Origin of the sequence: Azospirillum halopraeferens DSM 3675 (genome assembly GCF_000429625.1) — a bacterium.
Lineage (GTDB): Bacteria > Pseudomonadota > Alphaproteobacteria > Azospirillales > Azospirillaceae > Azospirillum > Azospirillum halopraeferens.
Map to the genome: position 1 here is coordinate 185110 of NZ_AUCF01000001.1, position 18342 is coordinate 203451.

At 67.5% G+C, this 18342-nt stretch carries 13 protein-coding genes and 1 tRNA gene; 13 read left to right on the top strand and 1 reads right to left on the bottom strand.

Translation table 11 applies throughout. From position 1 onward, the window contains the following. Positions 1–11 precede the first annotated feature (11 nt). From G472_RS30560 to G472_RS30570, 11 genes are all read left to right on the top strand, one after another. Positions 12–2555 carry a penicillin-binding protein 1A gene (locus G472_RS30560; RefSeq protein ID WP_035690616.1) on the top strand — a complete coding sequence of 848 codons (2544 nt, stop codon included), beginning with the start codon at positions 12–14 and terminating at the stop codon, positions 2553–2555. Positions 2556–2631: 76 nt separating this feature from the next. After that, positions 2632–3757, top strand: a protein-coding gene (prfB, locus tag G472_RS0100880) for a peptide chain release factor 2 (protein ID WP_156926947.1) whose coding sequence is annotated in 2 segments (ribosomal slippage) — positions 2632–2700 and positions 2702–3757 — 1125 coding nt in all. Because the reading frame shifts where the segments join, the coding sequence is not laid out codon by codon here. Positions 3758–3825: 68 nt separating this feature from the next. Continuing rightward, positions 3826–4128, top strand: a complete 303-nt coding sequence (locus G472_RS0100885) for a peptidoglycan-binding domain-containing protein (protein ID WP_029006845.1) — start codon at positions 3826–3828, stop codon at positions 4126–4128. Between the two features lie 129 nt (positions 4129–4257). Further along, the gene (locus tag G472_RS36630; protein WP_051340107.1) at positions 4258–6306 is read left to right on the top strand and encodes an HD-GYP domain-containing protein; all 2049 of its coding nucleotides are present in this window, start codon (positions 4258–4260) and stop codon (positions 6304–6306) included. Between the two features lie 81 nt (positions 6307–6387). Then, complete coding sequence (locus G472_RS0100895) at positions 6388–7320, top strand: nickel/cobalt transporter (protein WP_035690619.1); 933 nt, start codon at positions 6388–6390, stop codon at positions 7318–7320. Positions 7321–7558: 238 nt separating this feature from the next. Then, positions 7559–7885, top strand: coding sequence for a DUF6968 family protein (locus G472_RS38575; RefSeq protein ID WP_156926948.1), 327 nt, complete (start codon positions 7559–7561; stop codon positions 7883–7885). A 484-nt stretch (positions 7886–8369) separates the two neighbouring features. Continuing rightward, complete coding sequence (hsdR, locus tag G472_RS0100900; RefSeq protein ID WP_029006847.1) at positions 8370–11849, top strand: type I restriction-modification system endonuclease; 3480 nt, start codon at positions 8370–8372, stop codon at positions 11847–11849. Then, positions 11846–12733: a hypothetical protein gene (locus G472_RS38580; protein ID WP_156926949.1), complete on the top strand. Its 888-nt coding sequence runs from the start codon at positions 11846–11848 to the stop codon at positions 12731–12733. The genes hsdR and G472_RS38580 overlap by 4 nt, the downstream gene beginning before the upstream one ends. Positions 12734–12737: 4 nt before the next feature. Next, the gene (locus tag G472_RS0100905; protein ID WP_029006848.1) at positions 12738–14189 is read left to right on the top strand and encodes a class I SAM-dependent DNA methyltransferase; all 1452 of its coding nucleotides are present in this window, start codon (positions 12738–12740) and stop codon (positions 14187–14189) included. Next, the gene (locus G472_RS38585; RefSeq protein WP_156926950.1) at positions 14186–15583 is read left to right on the top strand and encodes a restriction endonuclease subunit S; all 1398 of its coding nucleotides are present in this window, start codon (positions 14186–14188) and stop codon (positions 15581–15583) included. Before G472_RS0100905 ends, G472_RS38585 begins: the two co-directional genes overlap by 4 nt. Positions 15584–15596: 13 nt before the next feature. Further along, a complete protein-coding gene (locus G472_RS30570; protein ID WP_051340109.1) occupies positions 15597–16181 on the top strand; it encodes a PDDEXK family nuclease in 585 nt (194 codons plus the stop codon). A 23-nt stretch (positions 16182–16204) separates the two neighbouring features. Here the strand turns inward: G472_RS30570 and G472_RS0100920 are convergent. Continuing rightward, a tRNA-Gln gene (locus G472_RS0100920) sits at positions 16205–16278 on the bottom strand. Positions 16279–16548: 270 nt separating this feature from the next. Between G472_RS0100920 and G472_RS0100925 the strand changes: the two genes are divergently transcribed. Both G472_RS0100925 and G472_RS30575 read left to right on the top strand, forming a co-directional pair. Then, positions 16549–17544 carry a Ppx/GppA phosphatase family protein gene (locus G472_RS0100925; RefSeq protein ID WP_051340297.1) on the top strand — a complete coding sequence of 332 codons (996 nt, stop codon included), beginning with the start codon at positions 16549–16551 and terminating at the stop codon, positions 17542–17544. 4 nt (positions 17545–17548) lie between these two features. Next, positions 17549–18340, top strand: a complete 792-nt coding sequence (locus G472_RS30575; protein WP_425387968.1) for an RlmE family RNA methyltransferase — start codon at positions 17549–17551, stop codon at positions 18338–18340. Positions 18341–18342 lie beyond the last annotated feature (2 nt).

The following is an 18342-nucleotide window of genomic DNA, read 5'->3' on the forward strand; positions in this document are numbered from 1 at the left end:
TGGGGTCGGATATGCGGATTGTTCTGTCGCTGCTGATGGGTTTGGTGGTCCTGGCGCTGGCAGGTGCCGGCGCGCTGGTCTACGTGATCGACTATTACGATCGCGATCTGCCGGATTACACCGGGCTCGCCAACTACGATCCGCCGGTGACGACCCGCGTCTACGCCGGCGACGGCCGCCTGATGGCCGAGTTCGCGGCGGAAAAGCGCGTTTATGTGCCCTACGAATCGATCCCGCGGCCGGTCGTTGCCGCGTTCCTGGCGGCCGAGGACAAGAACTTCTACGAGCACCGGGGCATCGACCCCGTGGGCATCCTGCGCGCCGTGCTGACCAACGTGGAGAATCTCGGGTCCGACCGCCGGCCGGTCGGCGCCTCCACCATCACCCAGCAGGTCGCCAAGAACATGCTGCTGACCAACGAGGTGTCGGTGGCCCGCAAGATCAAGGAGGCCATCCTCGCCATCCGCATCGAGCGGACCTTCACCAAGCAGCGCATCCTCGAACTCTATCTGAACGAGATCTTCCTGGGCGCCCGGTCCTACGGCGTGGCGGCGGCGGCCATGAACTACTTCAACAAGGCCCTCGACGAGCTGACCATCGCCGAGGCGGCCTATCTGGCGGCGCTGCCCAAGGCGCCCAGCAACTATCATCCGGAGCGCAACCGCGAGGCCGCGCTGGCGCGGCGCAACTGGGTCATCGGGCGCATGCTGGAAGATGGCCAGATCACCCCCGACGAGGCCCGCGCCGCCCGGGAGGAACCACTGATCACCCGGCGCCGTGACGAGACCGAGGTGGTTACCGCGGAGTATTTCTCCGAAGAGGTGCGGCGCGAGATCGTCAAGCTCTATGGTGAACAGGCCCTGTACGAGGGCGGGCTGTCGGTGCGTGCGTCGGTCGATCCGACGCTGCAGGCCATTGCGACCCGGGCCCTGCGCGGCGGGCTGATCGACTACGACCGCCGCCACGGCTGGCGCGGGCCGGTCACCGCCATGGACAATTTCGACAATTGGGCGAAGAAGCTGGCGGCCATCCCCGTGCCGCCGGGCGGTGAAGGCTGGCGTCTTGCCGTGGTGCTGAAGGACGACGAGCCCGGCGGCGTCGACATCGGCCTGGCCGACGGCTCGCGCGGACGCATCCCCCTGGCCGAACTGCGCTGGGCCCGTGCGGTGCGCGACGGCGACCGCCTCGGCCCGGAGATCCGCAAGGCATCGGACGCCATCAAGCTGGGCGACGTCATCCTGGTGGAGCCGGTGCGCAAGGATGACAAGGGCAAGGATCTGCCGGCCGGCACCTTCACCCTGCGCCAGATCCCCGCAGTCCAGGGCGGGCTGGTGGCGCTGGACCCCCACACCGGTCGCGTGCTGGCGATGGTCGGCGGCTTCTCGCCGCACATGAGCGTCTTCAACCGCGCCACCCAGGCCCTGCGCCAGCCCGGCTCCGCCTTCAAGCCGTTCGTCTATCTGGCGGCCCTCGACAACGGATTCACGCCGTCGTCCCTGGTGATGGATGCGCCGTTCGAATACAACCCCGGATACGGCCAGCCCATCTGGCGCCCCAACAACTTCAGCCACGAGTTCTACGGGCCGACGCCGCTGCGCGCGGGCATCGAGAAGTCGCGCAACGTCATGACCGTCCGCCTCGCCCAGCACGTGGGCATGGACAAGATCAAGGCGCTGGTGGAGCGGCTGGGCGTCGTCGACAACCTTCAGCCCTTCCTGCCCATGTCGCTGGGCGCCGGCGAAACCACGGTGCTGCGCATGACCGCCGCCTACGGCATCCTGGCCAACGGCGGCAAGCGGATCACGCCGACCTTTATCGACCGCATCCAGGACCGCCAGGGCCGTACCATCTTCCGGCACGACAACCGTCCGTGCGATGGCTGCCGCGACGTGGCCTGGCATGACGGGCTGGAGGTGCCCGCGGTCCCCGACACGCGCGAGCAGGTAGCTGACCCGCGCACCGCCTATCAAATGGTGTCCATGCTGGAAGGCGTGGTGCAGCGGGGCACCGCCACCCGCCTGGCATCGCTGGGCCGGCCGTTGGCCGGCAAGACAGGCACCACCAATGATTCGGTCGATGCCTGGTTCGTCGGCTTCTCGCCGGATCTGGTGGTCGGCACCTACATCGGCTTCGACCAACCCCGGTCCCTGGGGGCGCGGGAAACCGGCGGATCCGCTGCCGTGCCGGTGTTCCGCGACGTCATGGAGGCGGCGCTGAAGGACAAGCCGGCCACCCCGTTCCGCGTGCCGCCCGGCGTGCGGCTGGTGCGCGTCGACCCCGCCACGGGACGGCTGGCGGAGCCGGGCAGCCGCGGCATCTGGGAAGCGTTCCTGCCCGGCACCGAGCCGCAGCCCGACCAGCCCGTTGCGGTGCTGGACGGCACCGGCCAGGCCGGCGGAGCGTGGTCGTGGCAGGGCGACCTGCCCGGCGACAGCTACGGCATGCCCTACCCGGACGCGCCCTACGGCACGGTGTCGGCGCCGCCCCTGATGCCGCCGGGGGCCACGGCGGCACCGCCGGCGGCCACCACCCAGGGCACCGGCGGCCTGTATTAGGGGTCGCATCGGCGCCCGGGAACGGCTACATAACCGCCCGACCATCCTGCAACCCTGGCTGACGAGGAGGCACGCGATGCGAGCCGAGATCGAGGCGGCCGCCGGCGAGATCAGAGAATCGCTGGCGCTGCTGAGGAGGCATCTTTGACTGGGACAACGCACTGCGGCGTCTCGACGAACTGAACGCCCTGTCGGAGGATCCCAAGCTGTGGGACGACCCCGACAAGGCGCAGAAGATCATGCGCGAGCGCACCCAGCTTGAGACCTCCGTCAGCGGCTATCGTGCGCTGGAGCGCGACCTGTCCGACAGCCTGGAGCTGATCGAGATGGGGGAGGAGGAAGGGGATGCCACCGTCGTCGGCGATGCGGAAGCCCAGCTCATGGCCCTGCGCGACCGCGCGGCCAAGTTGCAGTTGGAAAGCCTGCTGTCCGGCGAGGCCGACGCCAATGACTGCTTCCTTGAGGTGAACGCCGGGGCCGGCGGCACGGAGGCGCAGGACTGGGCGCTGATGCTCGCCCGCATGTACCAGCGCTGGGCCGAGCAGCACGACTACAAGGTGGAATGGCTGGACGAGAGCCCCGGCGAAGAGGCGGGGATCAAGTCGGCTACCATCCAGGTGAAGGGCCACAACGCCTATGGCTGGCTGAAGACCGAGGCGGGGGTGCACCGTCTGGTGCGCATCAGCCCCTTCGACAGCCAGGCGCGCCGGCAAACCAGCTTTGCCGCCGTGTCGGTGTCCCCGGTGATCGACGACAAGATCGACATCGAGGTCAACGAGAAGGACTGCCGCATCGACACCTTCCGGGCGTCGGGGGCCGGCGGCCAGCACATCAACAAGACAGACTCCGCGGTGCGCATCACCCACCTGCCGACCGGCATCGTGGTGGCCTGCCAGCAGGAGCGCTCGCAGCACAAGAACCGCGCCAAGGCGTGGGACATGCTGCGCGCCCGCCTGTACGAGATGGAGCTGAAGAAGCGCGAGGACGCCGCCGCCGCCCTGGAGGCCCAGAAGACCGACATCGGCTGGGGCCACCAGATCCGCAGCTACGTGCTTCACCCCTACCAGATGGTGAAGGACCTGCGCACGGCGGTGGAAACCTCGCAGACCGATGCCGTGCTCAACGGCGACCTCGACGCCTTCCTGGAAGCCGCGCTCGCGGCGCGCATCAAGGGCCAGGGCGACGGCGAGGATCTGCAGTAACGTGATGTCCGTCCTCTCCCCCCGCGGGGAGAGGATCCCGTTTCCTGTCGGGTGTGAGGGTGTGAACCATGGTCCGTACCGTTCTGGCCGCAATCCTCATCCTGATCGCCGGCCCGTCCATGGCGGCCTGCGACGAGGCCGCCATGCCGCCGCAGATGCTCACCGCCTACGTGGTGGGCGTGCAGGAGGCCCTGGCGGCGCAGGGCTTCCGTCCCGGTCCGGCGGACGGCAAGCCGGGCGCACGCACCCGCGCCGCCATCCGCGCCTATCAGAAGGCGGCCGGTCTGCCCGTCGACGGTTGCGTCAGCCAGGGCCTTGCCGACCATATCAACTTCGCGTTGCCCAAGGTCTACGGGCCGGGCAGGCGCTGATCGCGACCGCCGGGCCCATACCGGAACGGCACGCCACCCCTGCGAACCGGAGAGGAAGACCGGAGGCCGGATCGACCGTATAGTGCGTGAACCGACGAACGGTTCGGCGGCGCGGCGACGGAGGAGGTCATGCGCGCGACCGGTTCGGCACGTCTGCGACGGTGGATCCTGGTGTATGCGGTCGCCGCGATGGTGGCGATCAGCGTCGCCGTGGCGATGGCCGTGGTGGTCCCGATGCAACGCCATATGGTGGCGGCCGCCGAGCGTGGTCTGGCCCACAGCCTGGACCTGCAGGCTCTGGCCATCGGTGAGGCGCAGGCCCGCCTGCGCGATCTCGCCTCCCAGGTGACCAGCCGCACCGTCATCCGCGACGCGCTGATCCGCTACAACCGGGGCGCCATGTCCCCGGAGGAGCTGCGTACCTTCACCGCCGACAAGCTGGCCGATGCGCTGCGCCTGGCCCCGGAGATGCGCGGGATCGTTCGCCGCGACCGGGCGGGCCGGGTGGTCGTGCGGGTTGGCGAGGAGCTGCCGGAGGGCGTGCTGCACCCCGGCGCGATCATGCTGACCGACGGCGGCCCGCGCCTGGCGGTTGATGCGTCGATCGACGGCCCCGACGGGCAGCGGGAGGGAACGGACACGGTGCTGTTCGACGCCGCCGCCATCGACGCCCTGGTCAGGGACGGGCGACCGCTGGGCGCAACCTGGCGCAGCGCCGTCTACGTCGATGCCGGCGACGGGATGCGCGCGGTGCTGCCGGCGTATCGCGCCGGTGCCGCTCCCGCGTTCGACCCGGGGGCGGCCGCAGCGACCGGGGCGACGGCGGGGCGGCCGGTCAGCGTTGCCGGGGGTAACGGGGCGGCGGTGGCGGCGTATGCCGGCGCGGTTCCCGGCACCGGATGGCTGGTCGCCGTGTGGATGGACGAGGCCGAGCTGTACTACGACGTGGACCGGTTGATCGCCCGGGTGGCGGGAGGGGTGGCGGGGCTGGCGGCGGTGGGGGCTCTGGGAATGGTCCTGGTGCTCAAGCCGCTGACCGGCCGCATGCTGGTGGAAGCCGACACACTGGCTCGCGAGGTGGAGGATAAGGAGCGGACCGTCGCCGCCTTGCAGCGCACCCAGCGCACGCTACGAACTCTGTCGGGAGGCAACCAGGCGCTGATCCACGCGGGCCGGGAGGAGGACCTGCTGAATGACATGTGCCGCATCATGGTGGAGGTGGGCGGCTATGCGCAGGCCAGGGTCGCGATGAACGGCCCCGCCGGTCTGACGGTGGTGGCCGAACGCCGGACCGCCGGTGCCGACGGCCCGGCGGGGGCGGGGAGCGCGGACCTGGCCGGCGTGCTCGCCACCGGCACGCCCGCCGTGCTGTCCGATCCGGTGGCGGCCACCCTGTTGCTGTTGCCGCTCAGCGATCCCGACGGACCGCCTCTCGGGGTGGTCGAGATTGCCGCCCGCGATGGCGGCGGGTTCGACGCGGAGGAGCGCGCCCTACTGGAGGAGATGGTCAGCGACCTGGCCTTCGGCATCGTCAGCCTGCGCATGCGCGCCGCCTGGCAGGCGGATCAGGAGCGGCTGGAGCGCACCCTTGAGCGCACCATCCAGGCCATCGCCACCACCATCGAGGTGCGCGACCCCTTCACCGCCGGCCACCAGCGCCGGGTCGGCGAACTGGCTGCCGCCATCGCCGCCGAGTTGCGATGGCCCGCCGAGGCCGTGAAGGGGGTGTTCGTTGCCGGCATCATCCATGACATCGGGAAGATCGCCGTGCCCGCCGAGATCCTCAGCCGTCCCGGCGCGCTCAACCCCCTGGAGTTCGAATTGGTCCGCGCCCACGCGGAGTCCGGAGCGGCCATCGTCGCCGGCATCGAGTTTCCCTGGCCGGTGGCCACGGCGATCGCCCAGCATCATGAACGCCTGGACGGCTCCGGCTATCCCTGCGGTCTGACCGGCGACGCCATCATCCCCGAGGCGCGCATCCTCGCCGTGGCGGATGTGCTCGACGCCATGATCAGCCACCGCCCCTACCGTCCGGCGTGCACCCTGGACGAGGCGCTGGCCGAGATCACGGCCCATCGCGGATCCCTTTACGACCCGGCGGTGGTTGACGCCTGCGCCGCCATCGTCCACCGGGGTGGCGTTCCGGCGGGGGTGACGATGGCGTGCGTGAGCGCATAGGGGGTGGCCGCGAACCGGATGTTATTTTATAACAGTCCGTCGCGTTCCGCCGGTTCCCCTTCCATCACCGTCCTCCCTGCCATGTCCCGTGCCCTGGTTCTCGTAAGCCTCACGTTGCTGGCGACCGCCGCCGTCATCTTCGACGCCGCCGGCCTGTGGAACGACGCAATGCTGATGATTCAACGCCGGCAGGCGGAGCTGAACCGCGCGCTCGCCGCGGCGGTGCGTACGGTGCGCGACGACGGGCCGCTGGCAGCCGGCGGGCTGATCGCCGTGGGCTTCCTCTATGGCATCGTTCACGCCGCCGGTCCCGGCCATGGCAAGGCGGTCATCGCCGCCTACATGCTGGCCGACAGCCGGCGGCTGCGCCACGGATTGGTGCTGGCCTGGGCGTCGTCGCTGATGCAGGCGGTGACGGCCATCGTTCTGGTGCTGGTGGTGGTGCACGTCTTCGGCGCCGCCGGCCGCGACGCGCAACCCGTGGCAACGGTGCTGGAGCGCGTGGGCTACGCGCTGGTCATGGCGATCGGTGCGGCCATGCTGTGGTCCGCCGCGCGCCGCCTCTTCCCGCGTGCCGGCCATGGTCATGGACAGGACCACGACCATGACCACGACCACGCAGGCTGCGGACACGCCGGGTGCGGGCACGGCCACGCCCCGCCGCCGCCGGACGCCGGATCATGGCGGCGGTCCGTGGCGGTGGTGGCGTCCGTGGGGGTGCGGCCGTGCAGCGGCGCGCTGATCGTGCTGGCGTTCGGCCAGGCGCTGGGGATCTTCGCCGCGGGCGTCGTCGCGACCCTGGCGATGGCCGTGGGGACGGCGCTGACCGTCTCCGCACTGGCGGTGGCGGCGGTGGCCTCCCGCCATCTGGCCCTGTCCCTGGTGTCCGACCGCATCCGCTGGTTCCGCCACGCGGAAACCGCCCTGGCCGTTACCGGCGGGGTCGTGCTGCTCGGGCTCGGCGCCGTGCTGCTCGGCGCATCCTTCCAGCCGGTGGCCGCACCGTTCCGGTGAAGGGGCGCGGGACGGAGGGCGGCTGCGGAGCCGGCAGCAGGACGATGAACCGGCCGATGTGCGTGTCGGGGATGATGATATCGACCGGTCGGCCTATCTGATCGACAGCTATGGAGAACCGGGCCGAACCCGCCGACGCAAGCCTCGATGTGGATATCAGGCGCGATGCTCCGGAATGCAGCAAGGTGACTGACAACGAAAGTCAGCCTGTGTATCTTTCCAAAAATCGGAGAATGAAATGGATGATAATATCGTTGCAGAGAGGGTATTCGAGTCGGAAGGACACGACATTATATGCCGGTTTTTCATTCCCCGACCGGACGGTGAAGATTTCCGTTGCGAGTACGAAATTTCCTCACTATTGAAGTGTCGTCGTGGCTATGCCATGGGCATTGACCGTGTGCAGGCGTTGCTGAACGCCATGACCGATGCACATTTGAAACTACAGGATTGGGAAGCCGAGGTGACATGGCTCGGCAGCCAATGTTTGGGTCTTCCCGGGTTCGATGACGTCATCAATCGGTTCACGCCCGCCGGACGATGGTATTCACCGCCGGAGGGCTGACGATGAGGCTGGTGTGCATCGGCGCCGAAGCACAGCCAAGCCGGTCTCCGGGCCGGGAGGGGCGCGGCGGGACCGTCCGGCACAGGCGTTTGGCACACACGGTTGGCCGGGTCACGCCGATGACGGGGCGGCACGCCGGTCGCGGGGCGCAAAGCCTTGCTGCGAATGGGATTCTCAGAAGTGTTGGTTGGGGGACCGGGATTCTGAAATCCCGTCCACCCGCTTCGTCACGACCGCTCAGAAAGCCGGTTCCGCCGCGGCTCTGCTGATTATAGGCGCTGGATGGGCACCAGGGAAGGGGCACCGGCTTGGGCACCGGGGTGGCTGCAGTTCGTCTCATGAAGCTTTCGCCACTGAGGAGCTATAAGCTTACGAACTCAATAATCCGCGATGGCGCCTGAAGAGCGATCAACTCTTGATCGCATTCGATCAGTGACACGCCTAGCGTCGAGCCGTATAGTCGTGTGCTCTCCGGGAGGCAGCGGTGGCGCGTTCGGTCAACTTCGCGTTTCTGGCACGGCATGATGCCCAGCTCGACCGATTGGGGGCGCTGGCCGAGCGCTTCTTCGCCGATGATGCCAACACCACCATCATCAAGCTGCGCCAGTTCGCTGAACTCCTGGCCCAAATCACCGCGGCGAAGCTCGGGCTGTGGACGTCACCCGAGGAGAAGCAGGCGGACCTGTTGCGCCGCCTGCGCGACCGCGGCGCCCTGACGCGCGAGGTCGGAGACCTCTTCCACTTCATCCGCAAGGCCGGCAACGCCGCCGCCCATGACCTGGACGGCGACCACGCGACCGCGCTGTCCTGCCTGAAGCACGCGCGCACGTTGGGTGTCTGGTTTCATCGCACCGTCACGGGCGACCGCGCGTTTGCCCCGGGCCCCTTCGTGCCGCCGCCCGATCCGCGCGCCGAGGGTGCAGCGCTGAAGGCCGAGCTGGAGCGGTTGCGCCAGGCGGTTGCGGAACAGCAGTCGGCGCACGGGCGCATCGCGGCCGAGGCCCGGGCCGAAGCCGAACGGCGCCTGTCCGCCGAGGAGCGCGCCACTCGCGCCGAGGCCGAACGGCTGGAGTGGGAGCGGCTGGCGCAGGAGGCGGAGGCCGACCGTGCGCGCCTGGAAGCGGAACTGGCAACCGCCCAGGCCAGCGCCGCCGCCGAAGCGCCCGAAGCGATCCAGCACCGGGTCGAATTCGCGCAGGAGGTCGGCCGGGGCATCGACCTGGACGAGCGCGAGACCCGCCGCCTGATTGATGCACAACTCCGCGAAACGGGGTGGGAGGCCGACAGCGAGAGCCTCGCCTTCACGGCCGGCGTCCGTCCGCAGAAGGGGCGCAACCTTGCCATTGCGGAATGGCCGACAGGGAACGGTCCGGCCGATTACGTGCTCTTCGCCGGGCTAACCGCCGTGGCCGTGGTGGAGGCCAAGCGCTGCAACGCCGACGTCCCGGCCGCCATCGACCAAGCGCGCCGCTACGCCGAGGGCTTCGTCTCCCACGGCGACGCGGCGCCACCCGGGGAAGGTCCGTGGGGCGCTATCCGCGTGCCGTTCCTGTTCGCCACCAACGGCCGCCCCTTCCTGCGGCAGTTCGAGACGGCGTCCGGCACATGGTTCCGCGACGCCCGCCACCCGGACAACCTGCGCAAGGCGCTGGACGGCTGGTACACCCCGTCCGGCCTGCTGGAGCTGCTGCGCAACGACCCGCGCGCGGCGCACGAGCGGCTGGCGCGCGACCCCTTCGCCTTCAACTTCCCGCTCCGCAACTACCAGGAGCGCGCCATCCGCCGGATCGAGGAGGCGATCGCCGCCGGCCGGCGCGAGGTTCTGGTGGCCATGGCGACCGGCACCGGCAAGACCAAGACCTGCATCGCGCTGGTCTACCGCCTGCTGAAGGCGCAACGCTTCCGCCGCATCCTGTTCCTGGTGGACCGCACGGCGCTGGGCGAGCAGGCCGGCAACGCGTTCAAGGAAACGCGGATGGAACACCACCGGGTCTTCGCCGACATCTTCGCGGTGAAGGACCCGGGCGAGATCGCCCCCGATCCCGAGACCAAGCTGCACATCGCCACCGTTCAGGCACTGGTCAAGCGCATCCTTTACAGCGACGATCCGCCGCCCATCGACCAGTACGACTGCATCGTGGTGGACGAGTGCCACCGCGGCTACCTGCTCGACCGCGAGATGGCCGAGGACGAGATCCGCTTCCGCGACCAGGGCGACTACATCTCCAAGTACCGGCGGGTGCTCGACCGTTTCGATGCGGTGAAGATCGGCCTGACCGCCACGCCGGCCCTGCACACGGTGGAGATCTTCGGCGAGCCGGCCTTCCGCTACACCTACCAGGAGGCGGTGATCGACGGCTGGCTGGTGGACCACGAGCCGCCGCTGCGCGCCCACACCGCGCTCAGCCAGGAGGGCATCCACTGGGGCGCGGGCGCGGCCGTGGACGTGCTGGACACCCGCACGGGCCAGCTCGACCTCATCCACCTGCCGGACGAGGTGCGGTTCGACGTCGAGGATTTCAACCGCAAGGTCATCACGCCGGACTTCAACCGCATCATCGCTGAATGGCTGGCCGGGCACATCGACCCCGGCCTGCCCGGCAAGACCCTGGTGTTCTGCGCCACCGACCGGCACGCCGACATCGTCGTCGGCGCGCTCAAGGCGGCCTTCGCCGCGCGCTACGGCGCCGTCGAGGACGATTCGGTGGCGAAGATCACCGGCAAGTCCGACCAGCCGATGCAGCAGATCCGCCGCTTCAAGAACGAGGAATTGCCCAAGGTCGCGGTCACCGTCGACCTGCTGACCACCGGCATCGACGTGCCGAAGATCGTCAACCTCGTCTTCATCCGCCGGGTCGGCAGCCGCATCCTGTACGAGCAGATGATCGGCCGCGGCACCCGCCTGTGCGAGGACCTGTTCGGCCCCGGCCAGCACAAGACCGCCTTCCGCATCTTCGACGCCGTCGGCCTCTACGCCGCCATGCAGGACCTGACGGAGATGCGGCCCGTCGTGGCGAACCCCAACATCACCTTCGCCCTGCTGATGGGGGAACTGGCCGAGGCCACCGGCACGCCGGTGGATGCGGCGCCGCCCACCGGCTTCGCGGAGGAGGGCCAGGCCCCCTTCGCCGGCCCGCCGGAGGCGGAGGACCGCCGGGCGAGCCAAGCGCGCTGGCTGGTTGGCCAGATCGTCGCCAAGCTGCACCGCAAGAAGCGCCGCCTGACCGACGCCGGCGCGCGGCGCTTCCGCGAGCTGGCCGGCACCGACCCCGACGGCTTCATCCGCCGCCTGCGCGACGCCCCGCCCGAGGAGGCCGCGCGCCTGCTCCTCGGCCACCGCGCGCTGATGGAGATGCTGGACACCCGCATCGGCGACGACCCGATCCACGTGCCGCTCTACACCGGCACCGACGAGTTCCGCCACGAGGAGACCGGCTACGGCCCCGGCATCACCCGGCCCGAGGACTATCTCGCCAGCTTCCGCCGCTACCTGACCGAGAACCTCAACCGCATCCCGGCGCTCGCCGCCGTTGCCAACGCCCCGCGCGACCTGACCCGCGCGCAGCTTCGCGAGGTGCGGCTGCGGTTGGAGCAGGACGGCTTCGGCGAGTCGGAACTGCGCGCCGCCTTCCGCGACGCCACCAACGCCGACATCGCCGCGTCGATCATCGGCTACATCCGCCAGGCGGCGCTGGGCGACCCGCTGATCCCGTACGACGAGCGTGTGGACCGCGCCATGCGGCGGGTGCTATCCAGCCGAAGCTGGACGGCGGCGCAGCGGCAATGGCTGGAGCGGATCGCCCGGCAGATGAAGAAGGAGGTCGTTATAGACCGCGAGACTCTGGACCAGGGCGAGTTCCGCCAGCAGGGCGGGGGCTTTGTCCGGCTCAATCGGGTATTCGACGGGCGGCTGGAGGCGATCCTCGGAGAGATCAACGAGAGGATTTGGGAGAAGTTTGGGTGAAGAAGCGAGGCGCAAATTTTAACCGATACGGGTTATGGCTGGGAAATACATGGGCTCATCGCGTATTCAAGGCGCACCACACAGAACTTAATCACTGGTATTGGTCGTTTGTTCCGGCATCGGAGTATTGTAAGCATATTGTAAGAAAAAGTGGCGGAGTAAGCCCAAGATCCCTGTTCCATGTTTCTGGGCCAAACCTTCGGAGGGTTCATGATCGTCCATCTGAATGGACCAAGCATTTTAATGATTTCGGCAATTGGGCGCGGCTTTCCGTCATAATGTCGGCATGTTCATACTTGGAAATGTATATTCAGTCTGTCGTTGAGCTTGCGCTCCTTTCTGATCCTGCCGTTCGTCATGGGAAGACAAGAATTATTGATGGCGTCCACTGGGTAAAGGTCGGGATAAGAGAAGACAACACCAGCCTCGTAAACTCTTGCACGAAAGGTGAGTGGCCAAAGAGGGCATCCAACTACAAAAATATATTTGGTGTCGTGCCGGAGGTGATAAATAAAAACATTGGAGAATTGGAGAGTATAAGGAAATTTAGAAACTCTGTCGGGCATAGCTTCGGAAGGCCGTTAAGTAGATTTAGAGATCCATTGGTTATGAGCTTTGATAATACAGAGAGGATAAGTGAAAAAAGAATGCAAAGATGGTTGGGGTTGATCGATGATATTGCGCTTTCAGTGGATCAACATTTGGTTCATCATATAGGTGAATTTGAGGCTGTGTGGCTATTTCATCGGATGGACGTGTCTGGTGAAACGAGGGGTGACGGCGGGCGAGCGCGGCCACTTTCCAAGAAGCTTGGACAGATGTTTAGTGGTGGTCCTGGGATAGGGTTCTGTCGGCAATTGGTTTCTTACTATGATGGGTTGTAGCAGTATGACCGCCACCACCGACATCGTCGCCAAGCTCTGGAATCTCTGCCACATCCTGCGGGATGACGGGATCACGTACCACCAGTACGTGACGGAATTGACCTACCTGATCTTCCTCAAGATGGCGGCGGAGACCGGCGCGGAGGACCAGTTGCCCGAGCATCACCGCTGGGCCGACATCCGCAAACACCAGGGGGTGGAGCAGCTCACCTTTTATAAGGAGCTCCTGATCCACTTGGGAACTTACGGCTCGGCGCAGGTGCAGGCGATCTTCCAGAACGCGCAGACCTCGCTGCGCCAGCCGCGCATCCTCAAGGCGCTGGTGGAGGCCATCGACGGGCTGGACTGGTACTCGGCGCGCGAGGAAGGCCTCGGCAACATGTACGAGGGCTTGCTGGAGCGCAACGCGACCGAGAAGAAGTCGGGGGCGGGGCAGTACTTCACGCCGCGCCCGCTGATCGACTCCATGGTCGCGCTGATGCAGCCGAAGGCGGGCGAGTACGTGCAGGACCCGGCGGCGGGCACCGGCGGCTTCCTGATCGCCGCCGACCGCTGGATCAAGGCGCACACCAACGACCTGTGGGACCTGACCGAGGCCGAGCAGTACTTCCAGCGCCACAACGCCTTCTACGGCATGGAGCTGGTGCCGGACGCCCACCGGCTGGGGCTGATGAACCTGATGCTGCACGACGTGTCGGGCGACCTGCAGCTCGGCGACGCGCTGTCGGAGCAGGGGACGCGGCTGCACAAGGCCGACCTGATCCTCACCAACCCGCCCTTCGGCACCAAGAAGGGCGGCGGCCTGCCGTCGCGTGACGACTTCACCTATCCCACCTCCAACAAACAGTTGGCCTTCCTTCAGCACATCTACCGGGGGCTGAAGCCCGGTGGGCGCGCCGCGGTGGTGCTGCCCGACAACGTGCTGTTCGAGGACAACACCGGCCGCGACATCCGCCGCGACCTGATGGACAAGTGCGACCTGCACACCATCCTGCGCCTGCCCACCGGCATCTTCTACAGCCAGGGCGTCAAGACCAACGTTCTGTTCTTCACGCGCGGCCGCACCGACAAGGGCAACACCGCGGACGTCTGGGTCTACGACCTGCGCTCCAACATGCCCCAGTTCGGCAAGACCCGCCCGCTGACGCGCGAGCACTTCATTGACTTCGAGGCCGCCTTCGGCCCCGACCCGCTGGGCAAGGCGCCGCGCACGGATGAGGGCGAGCAGGGCCGCTTCCGCCGGTTCACCCGCGAGCAGATCGCCGCGCGCGGCGACAACCTGGACGTCACGTGGCTGCGCGACGAAGGCGCCGACGACGCGCTGCCCGAACCCGACGTGATCGCCGCCGAGATCATCGACACCCTGCGCACCGCGCTGGAGGAGATGGAGGCGCTGACGGACATGCTGGGGTCGGACGAGGACGCCGATGGTGCCGTGGCGGAGGCAGCGGAATGAGCGGGCGGGAACTGCCGGCGGGGTGGGTTGAAACGACAATCGGAGAGGTAACCCGTCCTTATCGCACTGTGGATCCAACTCACGATCCAGAAGCAACTTTTCGGTACATCGACATTGGCGCCATCGATAACGTAACGCATACAATCAGCAGCATTAAGATTTTTTCCGGAAAGAATGCACCGTCACGGGCTCGCCGAGTTGTTGCCCGTGGCGATGTGTTGTACTCAACGGTACGGCCTTATTTGAAAAACATCGCCGAGGTGCCAGCGGAGTTCGATGGATCCCTGACGTCTACAGGAATAGCTGTTCTCCGGCCCTCAGCGGGTATTCTGTCAAATTACTTGCGCCTTTGGGTTCTCACTGAGGAATTTGCCAAATCCATTGGGTCGTCGATGGATGGATCTCTGTATCCAGCTGTTCGCGATTCTGACGTGGAGGCGGCGCCGGTCGCGCTTCCGCCCCTCGCCGAACAGCGCCGCATTGTCGAGAAGATCGAGGCACTGACGGCGCGTTCGCGCCGGGCGCGCGAGGCGCTGGGCGCTCTGCCGGCGCTCATCGACCGCTACCGCCAATCCATCCTCGCCGCCGCCTTCCGTGGCGATCTGACGGCGAAAGATCAAGGGAATGATGGACGTGACTTAGAGCCGGGTGAGGGGCCGTATCCGATTCCCCACGAATGGAAGTGGGCGGCGATGCAGGACCTAGTGTCCTCCGGGCCTCAAAACGGCCTGTACCTGCCAAAGAGCAAGTACGGCGCCGGACACCCTATTTTAAGGATCGACAACTTCCAAGATTATTCTAGCAGCGCCGCAGTTGAGTTCAAAAAGGTGGAGCTGAGTAGCTCGGAGCGGGAGGTTTACGGCCTTTCGGTCAACGACATTGTCATCAATCGGGTCAATGCTCCATCTCACCTCGGAAAGTGCATGGTTGTCTCCGAGCGGCACGTTCCTGCTGTTTTTGAGAGTAACATGATGCGCTTGCGCGTTAAAGGCGACGTTCCTGCGCGTTATGTTGCGTACTTTCTGAAATCGCCAGCAGGACGCAAGGCCTTGTTAAGCAATGCAAAGTGGGCTGTCAACCAAGCCAGTATCAATCAGGGAGACGTACTCGCAACTCCTGTACCGCTTCCGGTCCATTCCGGCGAGATGCAGGAAATCGTTGACTGCATAGAATCTGCATTGGCGAAGATTGAAGCTTTCGGAGCTGGGGTTGAATCAATGTTTGACCGCCTCTCCACCCTCGACCAATCGATCCTCGCCAAGGCGTTCCGGGGCGAGCTGGTGCCGCAGGATCCGAACGACGAGCCGGCCTCGGTGCTGCTGGAGCGCATCCGGGCCGAGCGCGCGGCGGCGGGGGAGAAGCCGCGGCGCGGCCGTCCTCGCAGGGCGGGCTGAGGGGGCGGCGCCCATGTCCGACATCAAGGTGTTCCGCGTCACCCCTACCGGCTTCGCCGAGTTGCCGACCAAGTCGGCCAGCATCGAGAAGTCACTGCAAACGCTGTTCGAGGCGAACCTGGAAGCGCTGCTCGGCGTGCGCTTCCTCGCCGGCGAGTACGTGACGGGCAAGGCGCACGGCGGGCGCATCGACGCGCTGGGCATCGACGAGTACGGCTGCCCGGTGATCATCGAGTACAATCGCACCATCAACGAGAACATCATCAGCCAGCAGCTCTTCCACCTCGACTGGCTGCTCGACCACCGCAAGGAGTTCCAGTGGCTGGTGATGGAGACGCCGGGCACCGACGCGGCCAAGGCGGTGGAGTGGTCGGCGCCGCGCCTGCTGTGCATCGCCGGCGACTTCACCGATTACGACCGGCACGCGGTCAAGCAGATCAACCGCATCTCGTATGTTGTCCGACGATTACCGCAGGGAAGAGCGCGCGGGCACCGTCGCCGCCAGTACCAGACGCCGGATCGCAGGGAGAGGTGGTCAACTTCGCCACGCTCGGTCATTCCGGGCCGGCCGGGGTGCGCGCAGCCCGTAAGCTCCTGAAAGTACCGGACGTTTGGAGAAAGTGGTTGGGGGACTAGGATTCGAACCTAGGCTGGCGGAGTCAGAGTCCGCTGTCCTACCGCTAGACGATCCCCCAATCCGGGATGCCGGCCCGGTGAGGGGCGGCAGCGGCGTTTCGCCGCGTCTCGGTGTGGGCGGGCTTGTAGCACCGAGAGTGTGGATTGTGAAGCCTTTTTTTCCCCTCGGCACCGCCGCCGCCCGATGCACCCCCTTCGAAAGCGGCTCTTCGCCCGGCCGGCCGGAAAGGCTAAACTGGCGGCCTTTCCGATGCGGGCCGGCGGGTCCGCAACGAAGGCGGCCGGCCAAGGACGCACGGGGAAGGACGGGAGGCGCGGTGACACTGGTGGTGGACGCAGACGACAGGAAAGGGCCCGCTGCGGCGCGCCGGCCGGTGTTCGCGGCGCTGGACCTCGGCACCAACAACTGCCGCCTGCTGATCGCCCGCGCCATTCCCGGCGGCTTCCGGGTGATCGACGCCTTTTCCCGCATCGTGCGCCTGGGCGAAGGGCTGAGCCGCAGCGAACGGCTGAGCGAGCGGGCCATGGAACGCGCGCTCGACGCCCTGCGGATCTGCGGCGCCAAGATCGAGCGCCGCGGCGTCACCGCGGTCCGCGCCGTCGCCACCGAAGCCTGCCGGCGGGCGCGGAACTGCGGAAGCTTCGTCGACGCGGTGGAACGGGAAACCGGCATCGCCATCGAGATCATCTCCAGCCAGGAGGAGGGGCGGCTGGCCATCGCCGGCTGCGCCTCCCTGCTCGATCCCGCCATCCCCTATGCGCTGGTCTTCGACATCGGCGGCGGCTCCACCGAGCTGATGTGGCTGGAGGTGGCGCCGGGGCGGCGGCCGCGCCTGATCGACCAGATCTCCGTCCGCTGCGGCGTCATCGGCCTGGCCGAACGCTACGGCGGCGACCACATCCCGCCGGCCCGCTACCGCGCCATGGTGGAGGAGGTCGCGGAGCACATCGGCCCGTTCGCGGCGCGCAACGCCATCACCGAACGGCACGCCGGCGGACGGGTGCAGTTGCTGGGCACCTCGGGCACGGTGACGACGCTGGCCGGGGTGCACCTCGGCCTGCCCCGCTACGACCGGCGGGCGGTGGACGGCCGCTTCCTCGGCCTGTCCGACGCGCGATCGATCATCGAATCGCTGGTGACGCTGGACTTCGCCGGCCGGGCAGGGCATCCCTGCATCGGACCCGAACGCGCCGACCTCGTGGTCGCCGGCTGCGCGGTGCTGGAGGCCATCTGCGACTGTTGTCCGGTGGACCGCCTGCGCATCGCCGACCGGGGCCTGCGGGAGGGAATCCTGGTCGACCTCATCGGCGCGGACCAGGTCTGAAGCAGTGCCGCCGGCGGACGCTCCGCCGGGCGGGTGCGAAGGAAACGGAAACGAGATGCCACAGAAGCCGACCGATACGCGGCCGGGCGGGCGGCGGGCCACGGTCCGCGTCAAGACCGCCGGCAAGCGCTCCCTGTCCTCCACGCGCTGGCTGGAGCGCCAGTTGAACGACCCCTACGTGGCCGAGGCGCGCAAGCGCGGCTACCGCTCGCGCGCCGCCTTCAAGTTGCTGCAACTGGACGAGAAGTTCCACCTGCTGGCGCCGGGCAAACGGGTGGTCGACCTGGGCGCCGCCCCCGGCGGCTGGACCCAGGTGGCGGTCGCCCGCGTGCGCCCGTCGCAGACCGGTGCCAAGGTGGTCGGCCTGGACATCCTGCCCATGGACCCGCTGCCCGAGGCGACGACCATGCAGGCGGACTTCCTGGAGGAGGGCGCGGCGGAATGCCTGAAGGAGGCGCTGGGCGGCCCCGCCGACCTGGTGCTGAGCGACATGGCCGCCCCCACCACCGGCCACCACCAGACCGACCATTTGCGCATCATGGCCCTGGCGGAGGCCGCCTACGACTTCGCCGAGGAGGTGCTGGAGCCAGGCGGCGCCTTCGTGTGCAAGCTGTTCCAGGGCGGCGCGGAACGCTCGCTCCTCGACCGGCTGAAGCGTGACTTCGCCACCGTGCGCCATGCCAAGCCGCCGGCCAGCCGCGCCGATTCCTCGGAAACCTACATCGTCGCCATGGGCTTCCGCGGCACCGGCGCCGGCACGCCGGCCCCGGACGGCGACGACGGGGAAGAGGGCTGACG